This is a genomic window from Shewanella marina JCM 15074 (assembly GCF_000614975.1).
GTDB classification, from domain to species: Bacteria; Pseudomonadota; Gammaproteobacteria; order Enterobacterales; family Shewanellaceae; genus Shewanella; species Shewanella marina.
On the sequence record NZ_BALM01000002.1, the window covers coordinates 215,980 to 236,087 of the forward strand.

Consider the following 20,108-nt stretch of genomic DNA (forward strand, 5'->3'; position numbering starts at 1 on the left):
CTTAATTGTTTTCTTCAGATAAAAAACACTCATAAGTGTAATGTTATTCGGATAATCATTATTGCTTATATTTAAGTGGATAGCGGCTAGGTATATAGAGCACTGAGCGTGGATACGTTCGGTGCTTTCTTTTATCTGGAAGGATAAAGTGCTTTATATCGGCTCGCATTTGTTTCAGCTTAACAGGAAATTTTCCATTAGGTGATAAAGTAAGCCACCTCAATTGTGTGTCTATTATGTAATGGTTTAATAATTCAGTCCAAATAACCGAGGGTAGTGTTATGCTTTTATAAAATCTGAACGTAAAAGAGAAAAGACTTTAAGATCATGATATGAGCCTTTCCATTTACCGTGTTGTCTTAATATACCATCACATTGGAAGCCTATTCTTTCGAGCAAAAGTATAGATGCTGTGTTGCCAAGCATAACGTATGCTTCTATTTTATTGATGAGTTTAGGGGATTGATTAGAAAAAGAATATTCAACAACTTTTACTACTGCTTCTGTCGCAAAGCCTTTACCCCATGAATTTTTCATTAACTCATAACCAATTACTGCGACATCGTTGCTTTCGTCAAAACGATTAATACCACAACTACCTATTAAATTATTGTTGGATTTTTCGCGGATTGCCCATCTAACACTCTTACTTTCTTTAAATCTAATGATGTCGCTGTTGATTAATGCTAACGCTTCATTTTCTTCGCTGAAGTGTAAATCATAAAATTGGGTCACATCATTATCAGAAAACATCGCTAAAATTGATTTGGAATCATCAATGGTTTGTTCATTTAATATAAGTCGTTCAGTCTCGATTATTGGAAAATTACTCATATAACTATAATTACCTAAGCGTTTTATTGACTTGTTATGTCTAATGTATAATTGTCATTTTTAAACAAATTACTTTTGGGCGAATATTCTGGCTGTGCAAATAATTGTTACAGGTATAATGATTAAATACTTCATTAAGTCTCCTCAAAAATATAACAGTATTTACTTAAATTTATTAATAACCTAGCAGTAGTACGTTTTATTGAACAACTCTAATTTTGCATGGTGAGTTTTTTTATAATCAAGTCCAGAATAACCAGCGTTGGCTGCGTGCTTGAGCGCTAGCGAGGTGTTGACCCCATTGGTGACGCAATCGATAGAAGCTTTGATAACAAAGCGGTACTAGCACTAAACTGGTTAAGGTTGAAAATATCAAACCCGAGACAATCGCTGTTGCCATTGGTGCATAAGCAGGGCCGCCGCCAGCAATTTGGTTATCGCCTAATGCCAAAGGTAATAAGCCTAATACTGTGGTGCTCACTGTCATCAATACTGGCCGTAAACGACTGATACAAATATTGATGATGCTTTCACTTAAATTAGCTAAAGTCGGTTGTTTTTGATTTATTTGGTCTATCAATACAATGCCGTTGTTGACCACGATTCCCATTAAAATCAAGATGCCGATCATGGCCATAATGGTCATTGGTGTGCCAGTTAGCCATAAGCCCCAAAATACGCCAGTAATTGAAAAGATAATGGAGCTGATAATGGCGGCTGGTAATAATAACGACTCAAATAGTGCTGCCATTACGATGTAGATCATCATTAATGCGAGCACCATATTGGTCAGCATAATTTGTTGTTCTTGAGCTTGTCTGTCAAAACTGCCTGATAATGAGTAACGATATCCCGGTGGAAAATTAATCGCTTGCATCACTTGTTCAATTTGTTCTTGGGCTGCTTCGGTGGTCAAGTCGTCTAAGTTTGCTCCAATTTGCAGACTGGTCTGTCGATCGGTGCGACTAATACTGTCAAATCTGGGCTGGATGCTAATCTGGGCCAGTTGTGAGAGCTGATAAACTTGGCCATGCTGTTTAAGGATGGGTAATTGCTCAAGCTGACTCAATGACTGTTGCCATTGCTTTTCTAATGCCAGCTCAATGCTGATCTCACCGTTAGCATCATGTCTGTATGAGCGTAGTGGCGCGCCGCGTAGCGCGAGGCCAATATTTTGGGCAATGTCACTAAGTGGCATATTAAGGCGAGCACTCATATCGCGATTAATGGCAATTACGACCTCTTGTTGAGCACCATTAAATTCGGAATTTACATCCGTTAAGCCCTCTATATTTCGTAGTAGCGGGATCACTTGTTCACTTAATCTGATTAATTCACTGGTTGAACGTCCTAATAGATATAATCTTATCCCTTGATTATTACCGCCCCAGCCAAATTGAGGTTTAGCGATGGCAAATTTGGGCCAATCTTGCTTAATCATTTCTTTTAACTGATTAACTTCAACGCCGTGTTCAGGTTTTAATATTAAGGTTGATTGTGCGGTATAGGGCGCGTAGTAACTATAGACGGCATCGATTTGGAACTTATCTTGATTGGCATACAGATAGTGCTCCATTTTATCAACTAAGGCTTCGACGACTTCAATATTGTGGCGTCCTTCTAGTTGGTAATTAATGAATAGACGTTTACTATCGCCGCCTTCGTTATTATCTTGTTCGACCATTTGCAGCGGTAGGGCGGTAGACGCCAGTATCAGTACAGCGAACAAGGTGCTTAATTTAGGATGATTAAGCACCCAAGTTAATGTCCTTTGGTAATATCGACTTAAACCTGATTGACCCACACTGTGAGGCTTTAATTGAATCTTGCTGAGTAGCAGTGGGATTAACGTTTTAGCGATTAATAGAGAGGTGAGCAGTGAGATACAAATCGCAATGGCAACATGTTCTAAAAAGATGGTTAATTGCACTTTAACCCCAAAAATATTGGGTAGAAACACAATGGCGGTAGTTAGCGTTCCCGCTAATATTGCTAAGGCAATTTTGTTGACTCCCGTGAGAACCTGTTGCTGGCGACTTAGCTGTTGGTTTTGTTGCTGTTGCATCACGCTTTCAGTGACGACTACGGCATTATCAATCAACATTCCGACCGCTAATAACAATCCCATCAAAGATAAAACATTAAGGCTATAACCCAATACATACATGGCTGCTAGGGTGATGGCGATGGAGAGCGGGACCGATGCCACAATAATCAAGGTCATGGTTAGCTGTCTGATAAATAACCATAAACAGATAAATGACAATAGCGCACCGATTAAACCTGTGACTAATAAATCGTTAAGCGAGGTCACCACACCTTCGGCTTGATCTTCCATGATATAGAGCTTAATGCCATTAAATTGTGGGTTCTGTTTGACTTGATCAATAATCTTGAAAACCCGCGTAGAGACTTCAACCAGATTGGCGCCTGATGCTTTAAATACATCCAGTCCTACTGCAAATTTTTGATCTAAATGGCGGCCCTCAAACGGATCGGGTAGGCGATAGTTTACGTCGGCTATATCGGCGAGCGTTGTGCCTTGGGCGATAACAATTTGGCGAATATCATCAAGGCTTTTGAACTCACCTTGTGGGGAAACTTGGATAATTTGGTTATTACCTCTGATTTCACCACTATTAATGACAAAATTATGTTTGAGTAGATACTGTTGTAATTGCTGGAGTGATAATCCCGTTGCCGCTAAGCGGTGAGCATTAACGCGTATATCGATCTGTTTTTGATCTACCCCATATAGTGTGACTTTTGAAACTCCCATCACTCGTTCAAGTGGTCTTTTTAATTGTTTGTCGAGCAAATCAAAGGCATTTGACAATTCCCGTTGGCTGGATAAGCGAATGGTTAATACTGGCATATCAGAAGTGGAGAATTGTTGAATAAAAATACGCTCTACATCTTTTGGTAGCAGATGTTGTACGCTGTCAATTTTCTCTCGTATTTGCAGGCTTAAATTGGTGACATCTGCTCCCCATTTCATATCCAATTCAATGTAGGCGCCATCTTGGTTGGAGTCAGACTCTATCTGTTCAATGCCACTGATGGTTGCCAATGACTCCTCTAATATGGCGGTAATATCGCGTTCGACTTCAGCTGGAGTCGAACCTTGATAGGGGACTTGGACATTGATTTGTGGGATCTCAATACCCGGAAATAACTCTAACGGTAATAGTTTTGCCGCCGCTAAACCAAATAGCAAAATCGCAATAAAGAACATGCTGGTGGTGACAGGACGTTTTAAGGCAAGTGCCGTGATATTCATGACTGTGCCTCCTGTGTGTTTGTTTCGCTCGCATGGGTTGAGAATTGCTTACGATCAAATACCGCATAAAGGCTAGGGATAACCACCAAGGTGAGCAGGGTGGATAACAATAGACCTGCAATCACACTAATTGCCATCGGTGCTCGAATTTCATGACCCTCACCACTGCTCATTAACATCGGCAGTAACCCCAAAGAGGTGGTGAGCGTGGTCATCATAATCGGTCTTAATCTTGAGCAGGCACCTTGGTAAATGGCGGCCATTTTTTCAAGCCCTTGTTGGCGTAACTGATTAATGCGATCAATCAGCACAATAGCGTTATTGACCACAATCCCGCTGAGCATAATGACCCCAATAAACACCACCACACTGAGAGGTGTTTGACTGAAATATAATCCATAAATTGCACCGCTCAATGCCATTGGGATCACTGCGAGAATAAGTAGCGGGTGTAATAGTGACTCAAATTGACTGGCCATCACAAAGTAGACTAAACAGATAGCCAGTAAGAGGGCTATCTTGAGTGAGTCGAATGACGCTTGCATCTCCTCATTTTGGCCACCAAAGTTAACCTGAATTGAACGCGGTAGTGATAATTGGCTCAATACTTGGTTGGCTTGATGAATGCCTTGTTCCAAATCGCCATAGCTTAAATTGGCGGTGACCAATGCGACTCGCTGCTGGTCAATGCGATTAATTGCGGCGGGGCCATAGGTTTGATTAATGGTAGCCACTGCATCGAGGCGAATGGGCATTTTACTTTCAGGGTTAATGATCAGTTGGTTAAGATCGCTAATCTGATTACGTTCCTGTTCCTGACTACGCACTAAAATATCAATTTTGCGGTCATTGACTGTGTATTGGCTGGCAACTGTGCCACCAATACGGTGAGCAATTCGGCTGGCAACCGTTGGCGCATCAATACCTAAAGCGGCAAGGCGTTGGTGATCAAACTCAATACTCAGCTCTGGTTGACCTTGTTTTAAGCTGCTGCTGATATCGGTAAAGCGTGACTCTTGTGCTAACGCACTGACCAGTATGTCTGCACTCTGTTTAAGTTGTTGTAGGTTATAACCTGTCAGTTCAATTGCAATCGGCGCATTAAAAGTGAATAGGGCGGGATGATCGATTGTGGCGTTGTTATTCACTTGAGTGGCTAATTGCTCTCGCAAAATTTGACTCACTTGTGGATAAGCCTGCGGCTCGGTGAGTACGACCTGTAAGCGTCCCCAATGCTCGCCACTGCGATTGGTATCAGCATTCATTAAGCCGCCGCTGCCTGCTTGGCTATAACTGGCTTTGACTTGAGGATGTTGATTGATACTGCTGGCTAATTGAGCGAGTACCAAATCGGTTTGACTGACTTCGGTGCCTGGTGGCAGTTGAATTTCAAGGTAAAACTCACCTTGATTCATATTGGGGATCAGCTCTACACCTAATTTAGGTAATAAGGCGAGGCCGAGGCCACTAACAATAATGGCGATGGTAATCGTTAATTTGGGGACTTTAAGCGCGAGATTGAGTAAGGCTTGGTAATAACGATTAACAAGGTTAAATAAGCCGTTAAACGCGGCGCTAAGTGGACGCATCAATAACGATAATAACCAACTGATGGCTCGCACCATTAATACTGCGAAATTAAGCAATGCTAGCGGCAACCATTTAAACAGCAGTAGTATCGGCGCACTGAGCACTTTCATGCTGTAGTAACGAATTTTGTGCCAGCGACCCGTAAATTGGATAGGCTCAATTGGGATTAATGCTTGCTTATCGATACTGACGGCTTGGCGTGAGGCTAACATTGGGATCGCCGTTAGAGCGACTAATAATGAGGCCAGTAATGCAAAGCTGACAGTAAGCGCTTGATCTGAAAATAGCGCTCCTGCTATACCATCAACAAATATAAGCGGTACAAATACCGCCAAGGTGGTTAAGGTGGAGGCGATGATAGCCGATGATACTTGCGCTGTGCCTTTGATGGCGGCGCTTATCTTGTCTAATCCTTGTTGTTTACAACGGTCAATATTCTCAAGTACCACAATGGCATTATCGACTAATAATCCCACCGCTAAGGCAATGCCGCCTAATGACATAATGTTGAGGCTGATATCAGCAAAATACATCATATTAAAAGTGGCAATGACTGAGAATGGGATAGAGATGGAGATAATGAGGGTCGCTATCACATCGCGTAAAAAGAGGTAGATAACCAACATGGCAAGCAAACTGCCCCAAATGGCAGCTTGGGTAACTGCATTAACGGCATTTTCAATAAACTCAGCTTGGTTGTAGATAATTTTACTTTGTAATTGGTAGGGCAGTTGTGGTTGATTTTGTAAAAACTGTTGTAATCGTTTTGATACATCGACGGTATTGGCGTCACCTTCTTTATAGATGGCAAGCTCTATCGATTGTTGTTGATTGATGCGGGTTATGTTATCGCGTTCTTTATGGGCATCGATAACTTGCGCAATTTCTCTGAGGCGAATTAAACGCTGATTATCTTGATAAATAATGGTATTGGCTAAATCATCGAGCGAGTCAAATTGATTTAAGGTTCTCACTAAATATTCTTTATTGCCTTGCAGCACTTTACCGGCAGAGACATTAATATTTTCAGCGGCAATTTGTTGATTAATTTGTTCAGCATTGAGTCCAAGTTGTGCCAGCTTTTGTTGATCCAATAAAATATGGACTTGCTGCTCTAAGCCGCCAGAAATTCTTACTGCTGCCACGCCACTAATGGCTTCAAAATGTCGTGATAACTCTTCATCGGCATAGGTGCGGATTTGTTTGAGTTGGCTTGGTTCTGGATTTGGGATAGCCAACGCGACACGCATAATCGGATCTAAATTAGGGTTAAACCTGAGTATGAGTGGCTTTTCAATATCAAGTGGTAAGGTGATTAAATCCAGTTTTTCTCGTACATCTAAGGCGGCCATATCCATGTTGGTGCCCCATTCAAACTCAAGTACTACATCTGACATACCTGAGCGAGAGATGGATTGAATTTTACGTAACCCTTTAACAATACCGACACTCTCTTCTACAGGTTTTGAGATGAGTTGCTCAACCTCAACTGGGGCGGCGCCATCGTATAAGGTGCGTATGGTTAAGGTCGGGTAGCTTAAATCGGGTAACAGTTTAACGGCTAAGCGAGAGAAGCTCACCATGCCGAACATCATCACCGCAATCATAAACATCCACACGGTGACAGGGCGTTTTACTGAGGTTGTAATTAATGACATGTTAGCTCCTTACTGATCTGCTGAAGCTAAGTTTTTACGATTAATTACCTCGATTAAGACGTCGTCCTTTAGGTTTTGTTGGCCTTTAACAATTAAGTTATCGTTGAGCTCAAGTCCGTTAATAATCTCAACCATATCATCTTGTTTATAACCAAGTTGTACGGTTTTTTGCAGGGCTTTATCACCATCAGCAATAAAAACACTGTATTGGTTATCTTGATTGATGATGGCTTCATAGGGGATGGTCATTGCATTGTCACGACTGTCGTATTGCAATTTAACTTGAGTAAACATGCCCGTTTTAAGTTGTTGGTTTGGGTTAGGTATTAATAATGTGGTTTTAAAAGTGCCGGTTTGACTATCAATAACAGGGCTTATTCTAAGTACACTCGCATTATGGTGTTGTTTTGCTGCGGTCATAATGCTGGCATGTTGGCCGAGTTTAATGCTGCCAAGTTCAGCTTCTGGTAGATGGATGATACCGTGCAGTTGCTGTTGGTTAACAATAAAGAAGAGTGGATCAAACTCTTTAGCCATGGTGCCGATATGGATATATCTACTGGCGATAACACCATCAATAGGGGCGATTATTTGGCTCTCTTTAACTTGCAGTGCGGCAAGATCACGTCTAGCAATCGCAGCTTTTAAATTGAATTCGAGCTTAGCAATGCGCTCTGCACTGGTGAATTGCTTATTTTTGATTTTGATTAAACGATCTAGCTCCTGCTTGATAATTTTGACTTCAGCATCGGCTTTGTCTAAATCATATTGCTGGCGTTTAGCATCAATGGTTGCCAGTAATTGTCCTTGGGTGACTTGCTGGCCTTCTTCAACCTTTAAATCAATAATTAGTCCGGTAATGCGGCTCACAACTTGTGCTGATTGCGGTGCTTCGAGGGTGGCATGGGTTTCATAAAAAGAGGCGATTTGACCTTGTTTGATCTGCCCCGTTTCGACTGGAATCGCATATACCTGCTGTTCTTCAGCTTCTTGTTCAGGTTGGCAACCGCTAATCAACAAGCTGATGCATGCTAAGGTAATTATTTTTTTATATAAATCCATTTGCTGAGTCCAATCAATAATCTAATGATGATGTGCTAATAAGCAGCTTTATGCCAAGGACGTTTATTTATTAATTAACAATAGCTTAATAAAAATAGCACAATGAGTGAATATTAATTGTTAATCAATTAGTAGTGAAAATCACTAAATTAGTTAACTTAAATGTAACAGGATGCTTGTGAATAATAGATGAATATCTAAATGATTTAGTGAGCCTTAAAATAAGGTTAATACTTTAGTTGTAATTGTTTGAGATTAAATAGTATTTATAACATACCTCACAATTTTAAAATCCATTTCAATTTGCAAATAATCATTTCTAAATTGCCTGTCACAAGCTGAATTATCATTAAATAACTAGTATTTTCAATGGATTAAAAGTTGGTGTGATAGTTGCAAAAGTTACTAATAAATAGATCGTGGCATGCGCCTAAATAAGTTGAGTGAACTTTAGCTTATAGGGTCCTAGTACGAGGATATAAAATGTTAGTTACTTTGGGTTTTCAGGTTAGGTTGAATTTATCACTTACGCGTCAACTTATTCAATTATGTGTGGGGGTTGCTTTATGCATGTTAGCTTTGCCAAGTCATGCGACTGTTTATTTTCGAGTTGAGCCCAATCAAACTAATTCTATTCCTAATAGCATTAATGAGTTAAATGTGGGTCAATCACTGACCTTACTCAATACCTCTGTTAATTTACAGCATACTGATGATACCCAAGATAATATTCATCATTTAATGCGTTGTGGCCCTGATGGACTCTCATTTTCGGGTGGATACATCACTAATTTAGGTAATCCAGATTATAGAATTCAACTATTTTTAGATAATCAGTGGAAGCAGCATTGTAATACGGGCAGTACTCATCCGAACTTCTATGGCCCTTATTATGACAGTAACCAAAATCGTAATGTGGCCGTAAGAGCGGTATTACACCGTTTTCAAGATACTGGCAGCAGTGCCAATATTACCTTGCCGGACTATATGACTTTTTGTATTGCTAATGCTGAAGATGGTCAAAATAGCTCAAATTGTTGGTATACCCATTTAAATGATCAATATTATCGCTGGCGGACGACCAGTGGTAGCCGAACTGTGACTGTAGTCGAGAGGATTGATTATGGTGATGCCCCTGATACTAGCATCGGTGTTGGTGTGGGCGATTATCGCACTAAGCTTAATGATAATGGCCCTAGTCATACGTTATCGACCCAATTGTATCTAGGTAATAATGTCACTGATGATGAGTCGGATGCTTATACAAATACCGCGGCAGATGGTGATGATAGTAATACGAGCAATGATGAAGATAGCATCAGTAATCTGAGTATCTTTGAGAGTGCGATATCGTTAAATAAATCTCTTACGTTAACCAATACCACAGGAACCAATGCTTATTTATATGCATGGGTCGATTGGGATAATAATGGCCGTTTTGATCTTGATGAATTAGCGACCAATGGCAGTGCGTCTAATGGTGAAATTACGGTAGCAAATGGCGTAACAACTGCAGATATTGAGTGGACGGGGTTAGCTGGATTGGTTGCAAACGGCCAACATTACTTGCGGATGCGTCTTTCTAGTACGGTGTTACCAATTGGGGCTGCAACTGGGGCTGATGAAGATCCTCGCTCATATAGTGCTGGTGGCGCTGGTGATGTTGAAGATCATCTGTTGACGATTAGAGCGACAAGTATCGTAACTCCCGTTAATCAAGTCTGTGTGACCGATATTTTTGAAGATTCGCTCTCTAATTATATGAGGTGGACTGGCAGTAATGGCAGTTACGCTGAGCAGTTTACGGCGACCAGTTGGTCTGCCAATTTAATTCGCAATAATGGCCCAACCATTGGCCGACTTGAGGCGACCTATAGCGATGCTATAAATCAAGCTAATAGCGGCTTTGTTGGTTATTTTGTGCATAGAACCGATGCTAATACGGTTAGGGAGGTCGCACAATATCGGACTTATTACTCGAATGTTGCTGATGGCAAGGTTGAAATTAGCTATCAATACCTGCCCGCAGCAGGTTATGAGGCTAATAGTATCTCTTTTGAGATAAATAACTTTTGGAGTGCGGGCATATACAGTGATGATACTACGATTACTGTGAGTGGTAATTATGGGCAGGGCAGAATGTACCTGCATCCATCATATAATAATGTGCAAACAGATTATGATCCTGATGGCATTGATATTGTGCCAGATCAAACCTACACCGTTTTGCAGCTTAGACAGGAACATATTGATGGCACTAACGGTCTCGCATATCCAGTATTTACGTTAAGTGCTGGGCAAACTATCTCCTTTGTCATTGATAATATTCCGGTAAGTAATCGTACTAATTGGACTTTTGATAGCGCTCATTATGATGTCAGTAGTTGTGCCACGGGTGGATTTTATGATTTTGGTGATGCGCTTGATCCCAGTAGTGGTATTGCCGCTAACAATTATCGTACTCAATTAAGTGATGATGGTCCCCGTCATCAAATTGCGACTCTCCCTACTATCTATTTAGGGGCGACCAGTCCTGATGCTGATAACGGTGGTCTACAAAATAGCAATGCTAGTGCCGATGACGATGACAATAGTAATGATGAAGATAAGCCGAGTAACGTTGCGCTATACGCCACCAGTACCGGTTTTACGCATAATCAAATGGTCAATAATAGCAGCGGCAGTGATGCTTATCTTTATGCTTGGATAGATTGGGATCAAAATGGCCGTTTTGATCGAGATGAATTTGTTGAAGGTGGCACAGGTAATGGCGATGCCATTGTTGTGGCAAATGGCAGCACAGAAGAGACTCTGCTGTGGACCAGTTTACCGTCTTTAATGCTAGCTGATACCTATATGATGCGAGTCCGTGTGAGTGATCAACTACTTACAGATGCTGCAACTGGAACTAATGAAGATCCACGCTCTTATGGTCTTGCAGGCTTTGGCGAAATTGAAGACCAACAGTTAGTGGTCAGTAATGATCCGTCATTGCCGCAATTGATTTGCTCTGCTTCAGAGCAGGCGGCGACTGGCGCCGAAATTGCGCAATTGTCTAATTATAACGATGATCCTGCCGATGGTTTTTCAGGGGTAACAATAACAGGCGATGAGCTCACCTCTAATGCAGGTAATTCTGTCGGTAATCCAATGAAGCGCTTTGAATTAGAGATATTAGCTCCAGGACAAGCTTTTACTTATCCGATTGGTATTGAAATTGAATTTAGGCTGCGTAATTACTTTAATGAAGATACTGACCCCATGTTTTGGTTAACTGACCATAACAATATGAATGGTGTATTGATTGGTGATAATGCACTGTGGGTTGGCTCACATGCCACTTGGAATGGCACGGCGCAAACGATTAATTATACTAATCGAGCAGTCAATCCAATGACTAATAATGCAGGAAGAGTCAACAGTACTTACAAGCGTTATCGGATGAAGATGTATGTTCAGTCAGATAACAGTACCACTATTCAGTTAACCACTATGTATGATGATGGTACGGTAATTGAAACCTCGCCAGTACAAACGGGTGTACTCCCCGTTAATCCTAATAATGGTATCTATTTTGCCCATACCACTCACTTTAATGATTCTGCGAGTAGTAGTTATGTATTTGGTGGCGCTAATTTTGTGGTAGCGGATAGCAGCGCCTGTGATTATGGTGATGCGCCCGACACATTAGCGGGAACCGCAACGGGTAATTATGAAACGCTTGCTATTAATGGTGGCCCAGCGCATACCATTGATGGTGATATTTATCTGGGGAGTAACGTTGGCGATCAAGATACTGATGGTTTTTTTGATGGTGTCGATGCTAATCGTAATGCAACCGATGATGACGTTGAGGGCAGCTCTGCTAACGATGAAGATGGGGTCACATTGCCACTCACCATTACTGATGCCAATTACTCTCTCAATGTGATTTGTAATGATTTCAGCAGCAGTGGTGATTTAGGGGCAACAGTTCATGGTTGGATTGATGCTAATCGTAATGGTGATTTTGAGGTCAGTGAATATGCCACTGCAGCGTGTGATGATACCTCAATATCTACAAATGGTAGTGCTAATCTAGCATGGTCTGGCTTGATAACCAGCCCCGGTAGCAGTTATTTACGATTACGAATTACCGACACGCCGATGGTTGATGGTGATGGTATTGGGCAAGATGACCGTGCTTATAACCCGGTGCAGCATGGTGAAGTTGAGGATCATCAAATTACCTTAGCGGTGCCTATTGCGCAGTGTAGTTTTGGCAGTTTAGGCACTGGTAATGGGGCGGGCTCAGTATTAGATAAAGAGCAGGTAAGAATTCGTCGCTGGGATGGTTTAGCGTCATTTACAAATGGCAGTCAAAGCGCTGATCAGGTATGGGATATCACGAATCCGGTCACTCCTAGCGGGCCGCATACCTCTGAAACGATTAGCACCAGTTTTTTACCTATTCCGACCGTAATGGAGTCTATGACCGCGCTTGAGTACAGCTTTTGGGTTGGGCCGGGCAGTTATGAGTTTTGTGGCTCGATGGACGATGGTTATTCAATTGCTTATTCATATAGTGGTGAACAAGCCGATATGACGCTCGTCAATGGTGAAGGCTATCCTAATGCTTATAATAATGATTTAACGGCTTCAGTGACATTAAGCCAAGCTGCATTGATTCAGATGCGCATGATTGATTTTAATAATCAATTTCAACCAGCAAGCGGCGCTGGTGCAATCCCCGGGGGTGAACGTTTTGGCTATCGCGTTGGCGGTGCTTGTATTGATTTAACCACTACAGTACCTGATTTTGACGTGTGTACCATTGCCAAAGATTTTGGTGATGCCCCCGATGATGGCACAGATAATAGTTTTCATACACTCTTAGCCAGTGACGGTGCGGCGCATAAATTAAATGGTCTTGATATTTATTTGGGCGATATAAAGGGCGATTTGGATGAAGGCAGTTATCAAAGTACCGATGCCAATTTAGATGATAGTAATGATAGCTCTGGTACTGCAGCTGGTAATGATGAAGATGCTATTAATAATGTGGTACTTGATTCAGCTAAATCTACTTTTACCCTTAATTTAGGCTGTAATGATTTTGCTGGTGGCGCTGATTTAGGGGCAATTGTCCATGGTTGGATTGACTTTAACGCAAATAACCAATTTGAAGCCAGTGAGTATACATCTAGAGAGTGTGTTGACGATGATGAGTCAACTACTGGTGCCGCTTTATTACGATGGATTGATATTCAAAATGTGCAGGAGGGTAATAGTTATTTACGTTTACGAATAACTAATCAAAGTTTACCCGCAGATCTTGCTAATACTAGTTGGGATGAACGCTCAACTGGGGAAGTTGATGGTGGTGAGGTTGAAGATCATAAGCTTGTATTTAGTTTAGAGTCTGATTTTGGTGATGCGCCGAGTAGCTATTTAACGATAAGAGCTGAAGCTGGTGCAGAGCATGGGTTAGGCAGTAACCGCTTTTATTTACATCTTGGCTCAAAGGCCGCAGATGCTGATAGTGATGGTTTTAGTGATGGCGTTGAGGATTATCCTAATACGGCAACTGATGATGATCAAACCGATACTTCGGGTATTTCTAATGGTAATGATGAAGATGGTGTGCCGGGAATGCCGGGGTTATTTTTAGACAGTACCGATTACCAAGTGACAGTGGTTTGTAACGATCATAATGGGACTGATGATCTAGGTGGCACAGTATATGGTTGGGTAGACTTTAATAATAATGGCAGTTTTGATGCCAGTAATAATGAGTTCGCAGAGGCGACTTGTGATGATGTTGATACAGTGACTGATGGCAGTGCCACGTTAAACTTTAGTGGTTTTACAGCGGCAACAGTGCCAGCGATTACCTTTGCTCGTCTTCGTTTGACGACTGAAACCTTATCCGCTGCAGATTCAGCAGGTTTTGTACAAGACGGTGAAGTTGAAGATTACAGTGTTATTGTTGGTTATAAAGTCAGTGGTAAAGTGTTTAATGATGCCGGTACTGATACCTCTATTGCTAATAATTTGCCATTTTATAATGGCGTGCTTGATACTGGCGAGGCAGGTATTGCGGATGTGGTCGTGACCTTATATGACCAAACATCAGGGACTTGTCAGTCTACTCAAACTGATGTTAATGGTGATTATGCATTAGCCGCTTTAGATGGACATAATTATACGATTTATGAAACCGCCAATGAGACCATTCCTGCCCCCGGCTTATGCCCACCGCAAGTTGGCACCGTCAATAACGATGGTTTATTAGAAAATAATACCATTGCCGATCCATTAAGTTATTCATCAAGTTCTTCCAATGTCATTACATTAGGCAATGTTACCTCCAATAACAGTGGTAACAACTTTGCAGATTTCAGTGCGCCAAGTTTCGCCTCATGTGATGCTGATGGTTATCTTACCTTAAGAACGCCAGCGGATCTGTTTGCGGTTGATCTGTTTACCGGCGATACCGAAGAACTTGCGGCTAATACGACAGCACCGTTAAATAGTGATGGTTTGCAAGTGGGTTATATGATGCAAAACAATCATATTATTGGGGAAATTGGTGGCACTAATGCCAAATTAATAGCCTTAGTTGATGGTAACTATCAAGTGCATCTGCTGCCAATTACACTGACGGGCAGTAATATTAATATTAACTTTAATAACGCTACCATTTCTGATGATGGCATCTTGTATATGACAGGTGGTAGTACCGGCTATATTTTAAAAATTGATGTTAATCCAGCCAGTCCAACTTATCTACAAGAGGTCGGTCGTCCGAGTATATCAACTTTTGGTACGGCAGATTTTGCAATCAATCCTCTCGATGGCAAAATTTATGGCTACGCCAAGATGGCACCATTGCGATTTTTGATCCAGTAACGAATAGTCGTGATAACAGTAAAAAGGTCACCCAAGTGATTGCCGATGGTAGCACGCGTAATTACAGCTCTAATCATGTTAATAGTAGTTATGGCGCCATCTATTTTGATCAAGCGGGTAATATGTATGCCATTAATAATGGTAAATATACACCGACAAGCCTGATATTTCGGCGCCTGTATTACAAATTCCAATTGGAAACGCTGCTGCAACTAATTATACGGCTACAATTGTTTCAGATTTAGGTTTTACTATGACTACCAATGATGGTGCACGTTGCCGTTATGCGCCATTAGGACTTGATTTTGGTGATGCGCCAGATGATTTTGATACCACAAATAATGCGGGGGGGCCGTTTCATGTCACTCGTAATAGTGAGATTTGGATAGGTACATTACCCCCTGATAATGATGTCAATGGCGCGCCAACGGTAACTGCTGATGGTGACGATTTGATTGGTACCACCCCTGATGATGAAGATGCTTTTGATAATCAAGTTCGGGTGTTTATTAACAGTGGTGCTGGTCAAATTAGCCTACCGATCACCAATAATTCAGGTAAAGCCGCCACCTTATATGCTTGGGTGGATTTTGACCAAAGTAATAGCTTTGATAGCGATGAGCGCGCCAACATCGCCATTGCGGCAACTGATATTAACTCCGATATGACATTAACATGGAGCGGCTTAACGGGCGTGGTGACGGGCGATACCTATTTACGTCTGCGTATTTGTACCGATGATGCCACGGTTGATTGCAATCAACCCATTGGCATAGCGAGCAATGGTGAAGTAGAAGATCATTTAGCCAAAGTGATTGAAGGGGTGTTCCCTAATAATACTTGTGATGGTATGTATCAAGTTGACAGTGATAGTGCCAATAGTTTTGATTTTTCTGCGACCTTAACCAGCAGTTTACCTTATCTTCAAAGTAGTATTTTAACCGCACAAACTGGTTTTGATAATCTCAATGCTATTGCCTTTGATCGGGTAGGTGGTGTGTTTTATGGCAGCTTTTTTGATAGTAGCGATAACTTACATATCGCCATGTTCGATAAGACAGGCAATATTGTTGATTTAGGGATGCCCGTTGCGAGTGCCGATTTCAATATTGTTAATGCTGCAACGGGGGGAATTACCTCAATATTAACGGGTAATCCTGTGGTGGCAAGTGCTGACCTTATCGGACAATTAGGCACGATTAGCGGTGATGGACAATATTTCTATTTGGGTGATGCCGATAGCGCTCAATTATTGGTGATTAATTTAAGTACCTTTACGGTTGATGCTGTTAATTTACGTTTGCCAGATATCGGCATGTCAACTGGCGGTGGTTTTGCTTTACCTTTCGATAGTGATTGGGTATATGACGCGACTACTGGACTGATTTATGTGACCGAGCTGGTTGCTCGTACGTTATACAATATTAATCCAGATACGGGGGCCATTGGCACCAGTGCCATCGATTTTAGAACTACAATTCCAAATGCGCAGACTTACGGAATAGTGATGGGGCAAGATAGTTTTGCTTACTTGATGGTTGATGGCGAGTATGACAGTGATTTAAATGGCAGTCTTGACACCAATGGCACCGCGCTATATCAACTCAATATATTATCTAAAAAAGCGCAATTACTCGGCCAGTTAAATGGCGCTAATGCATCCTTTTCCGATGCCGCAGGTTGTATGGTTGGCGCGCTTGATTATGGCGATGCCGCAACGGGTTACGGTGATGTGAGTCATCAGTTCTTTGATAACGATGCTAATGGCATCACAGATTATCAACTTGGCATGGTTTGGGATAGCGAGTTTTTTGCTCATGTCAGTGCCAATGCCAGAGATGATAATTTATATACTTTAGCGGATGAAGATGGCTTATTACTCAATGATGCTTTAGTGGCGGGCAGCAATGATATAACTATCGATGTGAGTCAAACTGCAGTGCTCAATATGTGGTTGGATTATCAACAAGGTGGCAGTTTTGAAGCCAGTGAGCAACTACTGACAAATTATGCGGTAAGCGCCGGCAGTAATAACATCAGTGTTAATTTAGACAGTGCTGCAATGGGTTCGTATAACGGTGTTACTACACTTCGTATTAGAATTTGTGAGCAAGCAGGGCAATGTGATCAAGCTACTGATGTTAATCAAGGCGGCAGTGCGGTAAATGGTGAGGTTGAGGATTATCAGGTATGGACCAGTAGCGCCGCAATCGTTAATCAAACTTGTAATAGTGCGACGCTTTCTTATGGACAAACAGGCAGCTACGGCTTACTGGATTTACAAACACAAACCGATCCTTTTACGACTGGTGTATTACAACAGCCTGTCGCCATTGCAGGGTTAACCACATTTGATGGCTTAAGTGGACTGGGTATTCATCCACAAAGTTATTTGGTTTATGGTATTGCGATGGATACCAGTACCGCAGATAACCCGATTCATCTGTGGGTGACTGATCAAACAGGGACTCAATTAGTTGATTTAGGTGTGGTCGTTTCCGCTCTGCATCAATCGATGAATCATAATAGTCAAGGTGTGGTTAATTTTGTGATAAATCAACCACTGTCACAAATGGTCGCTGGGGCGAATATTGATAGTGCCACGCGCGGTGCAATTGATCCAAGTGGTGAGTATTTATATTTACATAATGAGCAGTGGCAACAACTGATCCGTGTTTATATTCGAGATTTGACCTTTACCATTGTGAGCATGGACAGCGCATTAACAGCGATGGGCGGTGATATGGCCTTTAGTAGCAGTGGCTCACTTTACAACCCTGATCTTGTTGCTGGTCAATTATATCAATTGCAACCCGAAACCGGAGCGATTAATACCTTAGCATTAAATTGGAATGGCATTGCCAGCGTACAATCTGGTGGGCAAAGTGCCGGTGTATTTATGGATACTGGCATTTTTCTATACGCAATCAGTTATCACGGTATCCATGATTTAGATCGAGATGGTACGGCTGAGTATCATGGTTCTGTAATGTATCAAATAAATACCGTAAATGGCGATATCGCGCCAATGGTCGCAATGGATGAATCCTACACGGATGAACTGGATGCCGCGGGCTGTTTTGTTTCAGCTGATCATGGTGATAGCACCTTTGTGAATGATGGTGCGGCCAGTCATGGTTTTTATGATAGTGACGGTGATGGCTATGCTGATTTCAGACTGGGTAGTCAGTTAGATGTTGAGCCTAAGCAGAGTTTGAGTACAGATGCCAGTGGTGATGATTTACTTTATCTAGATGATGAAGATGGTGTCGTTATGCCAATCTCAATGGTGGTGAATCAACTGGAGACGATTGATGTTGAGGTGACTTCACAAACTGGTACGACATTAAAGTTAAATGTGTGGGTCGATTTAAATGGTAATGGCAGTTATCGAGATAGTGGTGAGCAGATAGTTAATGAACAAGATGTGAGTCATGGAACTAATTCTGTCGACTTATTATTAGCAGCGGCTTATACCAGTGGTTTTAATGGTGACACCACCATGCGCTTTAGATTATGTGAGCAAGCTAATCAATGTAATAAAAGTGATGATATTGAACTGGCTGGCGTTGCCGTGAATGGTGAGGTGGAAGATTATCAATTTAATTTGATTAACCAAATCGTGTTGCGCGGACAGGTATTTGAAGATAATGGCATGGGGAGTGGTGTTGCTCACGATGGTAAATTGAATGGTACCGAAGCTGGTATTGCGGGTTTTGAAGTTAAGGCTGTTTATGAAGGTGCCGCGATAGCCGGTTATAATATTGGCGATATTATTGGGATCACTCGTACTTTAGCTAATGGCCGATTTGAGATAACGCTACCTGTTGAGGTTGCTCATCAAGATATATTTTTAAAAGTGGTCAATCAGGCGCAGTGGATCGATATAAGTGAGTCTGATACCGCTGGATATAGTCAAATTACTAATACATCTGTGATAGATCACCTGATGATCATTAATGCTGCTGCAGGTGATAGCCTAACAAATCTTGATTTCGGTAAAGTGAAAGCGCCTACGCTCACACCTGATAACTTTACTGAAGCCGAACCTGGTATTGCGGTGACTATGTCACATAAATTAGATACATATACCGCAGGTGTGATTAACTTTAGTCAGGTGAATGAAATCAGTGCTCCGATTAATAATGATTGGAGTAATGCATTATTTCGGGATCATAATTGTGATGGCATACTTGATGATAATGATCTTGCTATCACCTCCATTTCTGTCAGTGGGGTGATGTCAGTTTGCTTAATTAGTGAAGTGTATATCCCAATTAACGCCACCATTAATAGTACTTATCAATATGATGTTACCGCGCAAATGGTATTTGAAGACAGTATGAGTTCTGGACATAGTGTGATTCGCACTGCCAAAAGCCAAGATGCGTTGCGGGTGACTTATCGCGGTGCCGGTCAGCTCAAATTAGAAAAGGTGGTACGCAATATCAGTCAAAGTGGCAGTGATGGCGTGCAAAATAGCGCCAAACCAGGTGATATTCTGCAATATACCATCAAGTTCACTAATACAGGCAGTGGTGATATCACTAATATTAATATTCATGACGACACTCCTATATTTACCAAGCTGTATCAAGCTATCGATTGTGCCTCAATGATTATTCCAAGCTCGTTAACTTGCACTATTGTGACGCCAAATGGCAGTAATGATGTTGGTTATATTGGCTTTATTACCTGGCAGTTAACCGGAACTTTAATGTCTGGTGCAAGTGGCCAGATAATCTATCAAGTTGAAGTGGAATAATACTTATCATTCGAGATTGAGGTTATCA

The 20,108-nt window shown here is 41.6% G+C and carries 6 protein-coding genes and 1 pseudogene; 2 read left to right on the forward strand and 5 right to left on the reverse strand.

The window, feature by feature from the left end:
• Positions 1–58: 58 nt before the first annotated feature.
• The 5 genes and pseudogenes from JCM15074_RS24730 to JCM15074_RS02920 all read right to left on the reverse strand — a co-directional run.
• A pseudogene (locus JCM15074_RS24730) lies at positions 59–238 on the reverse strand (IS4 family transposase); the annotation flags it as partial.
• Between the two features lie 41 nt (positions 239–279).
• Positions 280–834 carry a GNAT family N-acetyltransferase gene (locus tag JCM15074_RS02905; RefSeq protein ID WP_025819811.1) on the reverse strand — a complete coding sequence of 185 codons (555 nt, stop codon included), beginning with the start codon at positions 832–834 and terminating at the stop codon, positions 280–282.
• 241 nt (positions 835–1,075) lie between these two features.
• Positions 1,076–4,114, reverse strand: a complete 3,039-nt coding sequence (locus tag JCM15074_RS02910; RefSeq protein WP_025819812.1) for an efflux RND transporter permease subunit — start codon at positions 4,112–4,114, stop codon at positions 1,076–1,078.
• On the reverse strand, positions 4,111–7,362 hold the full coding sequence (locus JCM15074_RS02915) for an efflux RND transporter permease subunit (RefSeq protein WP_025819813.1): 3,252 nt from the start codon (positions 7,360–7,362) through the stop codon (positions 4,111–4,113). The genes JCM15074_RS02910 and JCM15074_RS02915 overlap by 4 nt, the downstream gene beginning before the upstream one ends.
• A gap of 9 nt (positions 7,363–7,371) precedes the next feature.
• Positions 7,372–8,424, reverse strand: a complete 1,053-nt coding sequence (locus JCM15074_RS02920; protein ID WP_025819814.1) for an efflux RND transporter periplasmic adaptor subunit — start codon at positions 8,422–8,424, stop codon at positions 7,372–7,374.
• A 483-nt stretch (positions 8,425–8,907) separates the two neighbouring features.
• On the opposite strand from JCM15074_RS02920, the gene JCM15074_RS02925 reads away from it, so the two are divergent.
• The gene (locus tag JCM15074_RS02925; RefSeq protein WP_025819815.1) at positions 8,908–15,315 is read left to right on the forward strand and encodes a GEVED domain-containing protein; all 6,408 of its coding nucleotides are present in this window, start codon (positions 8,908–8,910) and stop codon (positions 15,313–15,315) included.
• 253 nt (positions 15,316–15,568) lie between these two features.
• Positions 15,569–20,080: a GEVED domain-containing protein gene (locus tag JCM15074_RS02935; RefSeq protein ID WP_025819817.1), complete on the forward strand. Its 4,512-nt coding sequence runs from the start codon at positions 15,569–15,571 to the stop codon at positions 20,078–20,080.
• Positions 20,081–20,108: the final 28 nt, after the last annotated feature.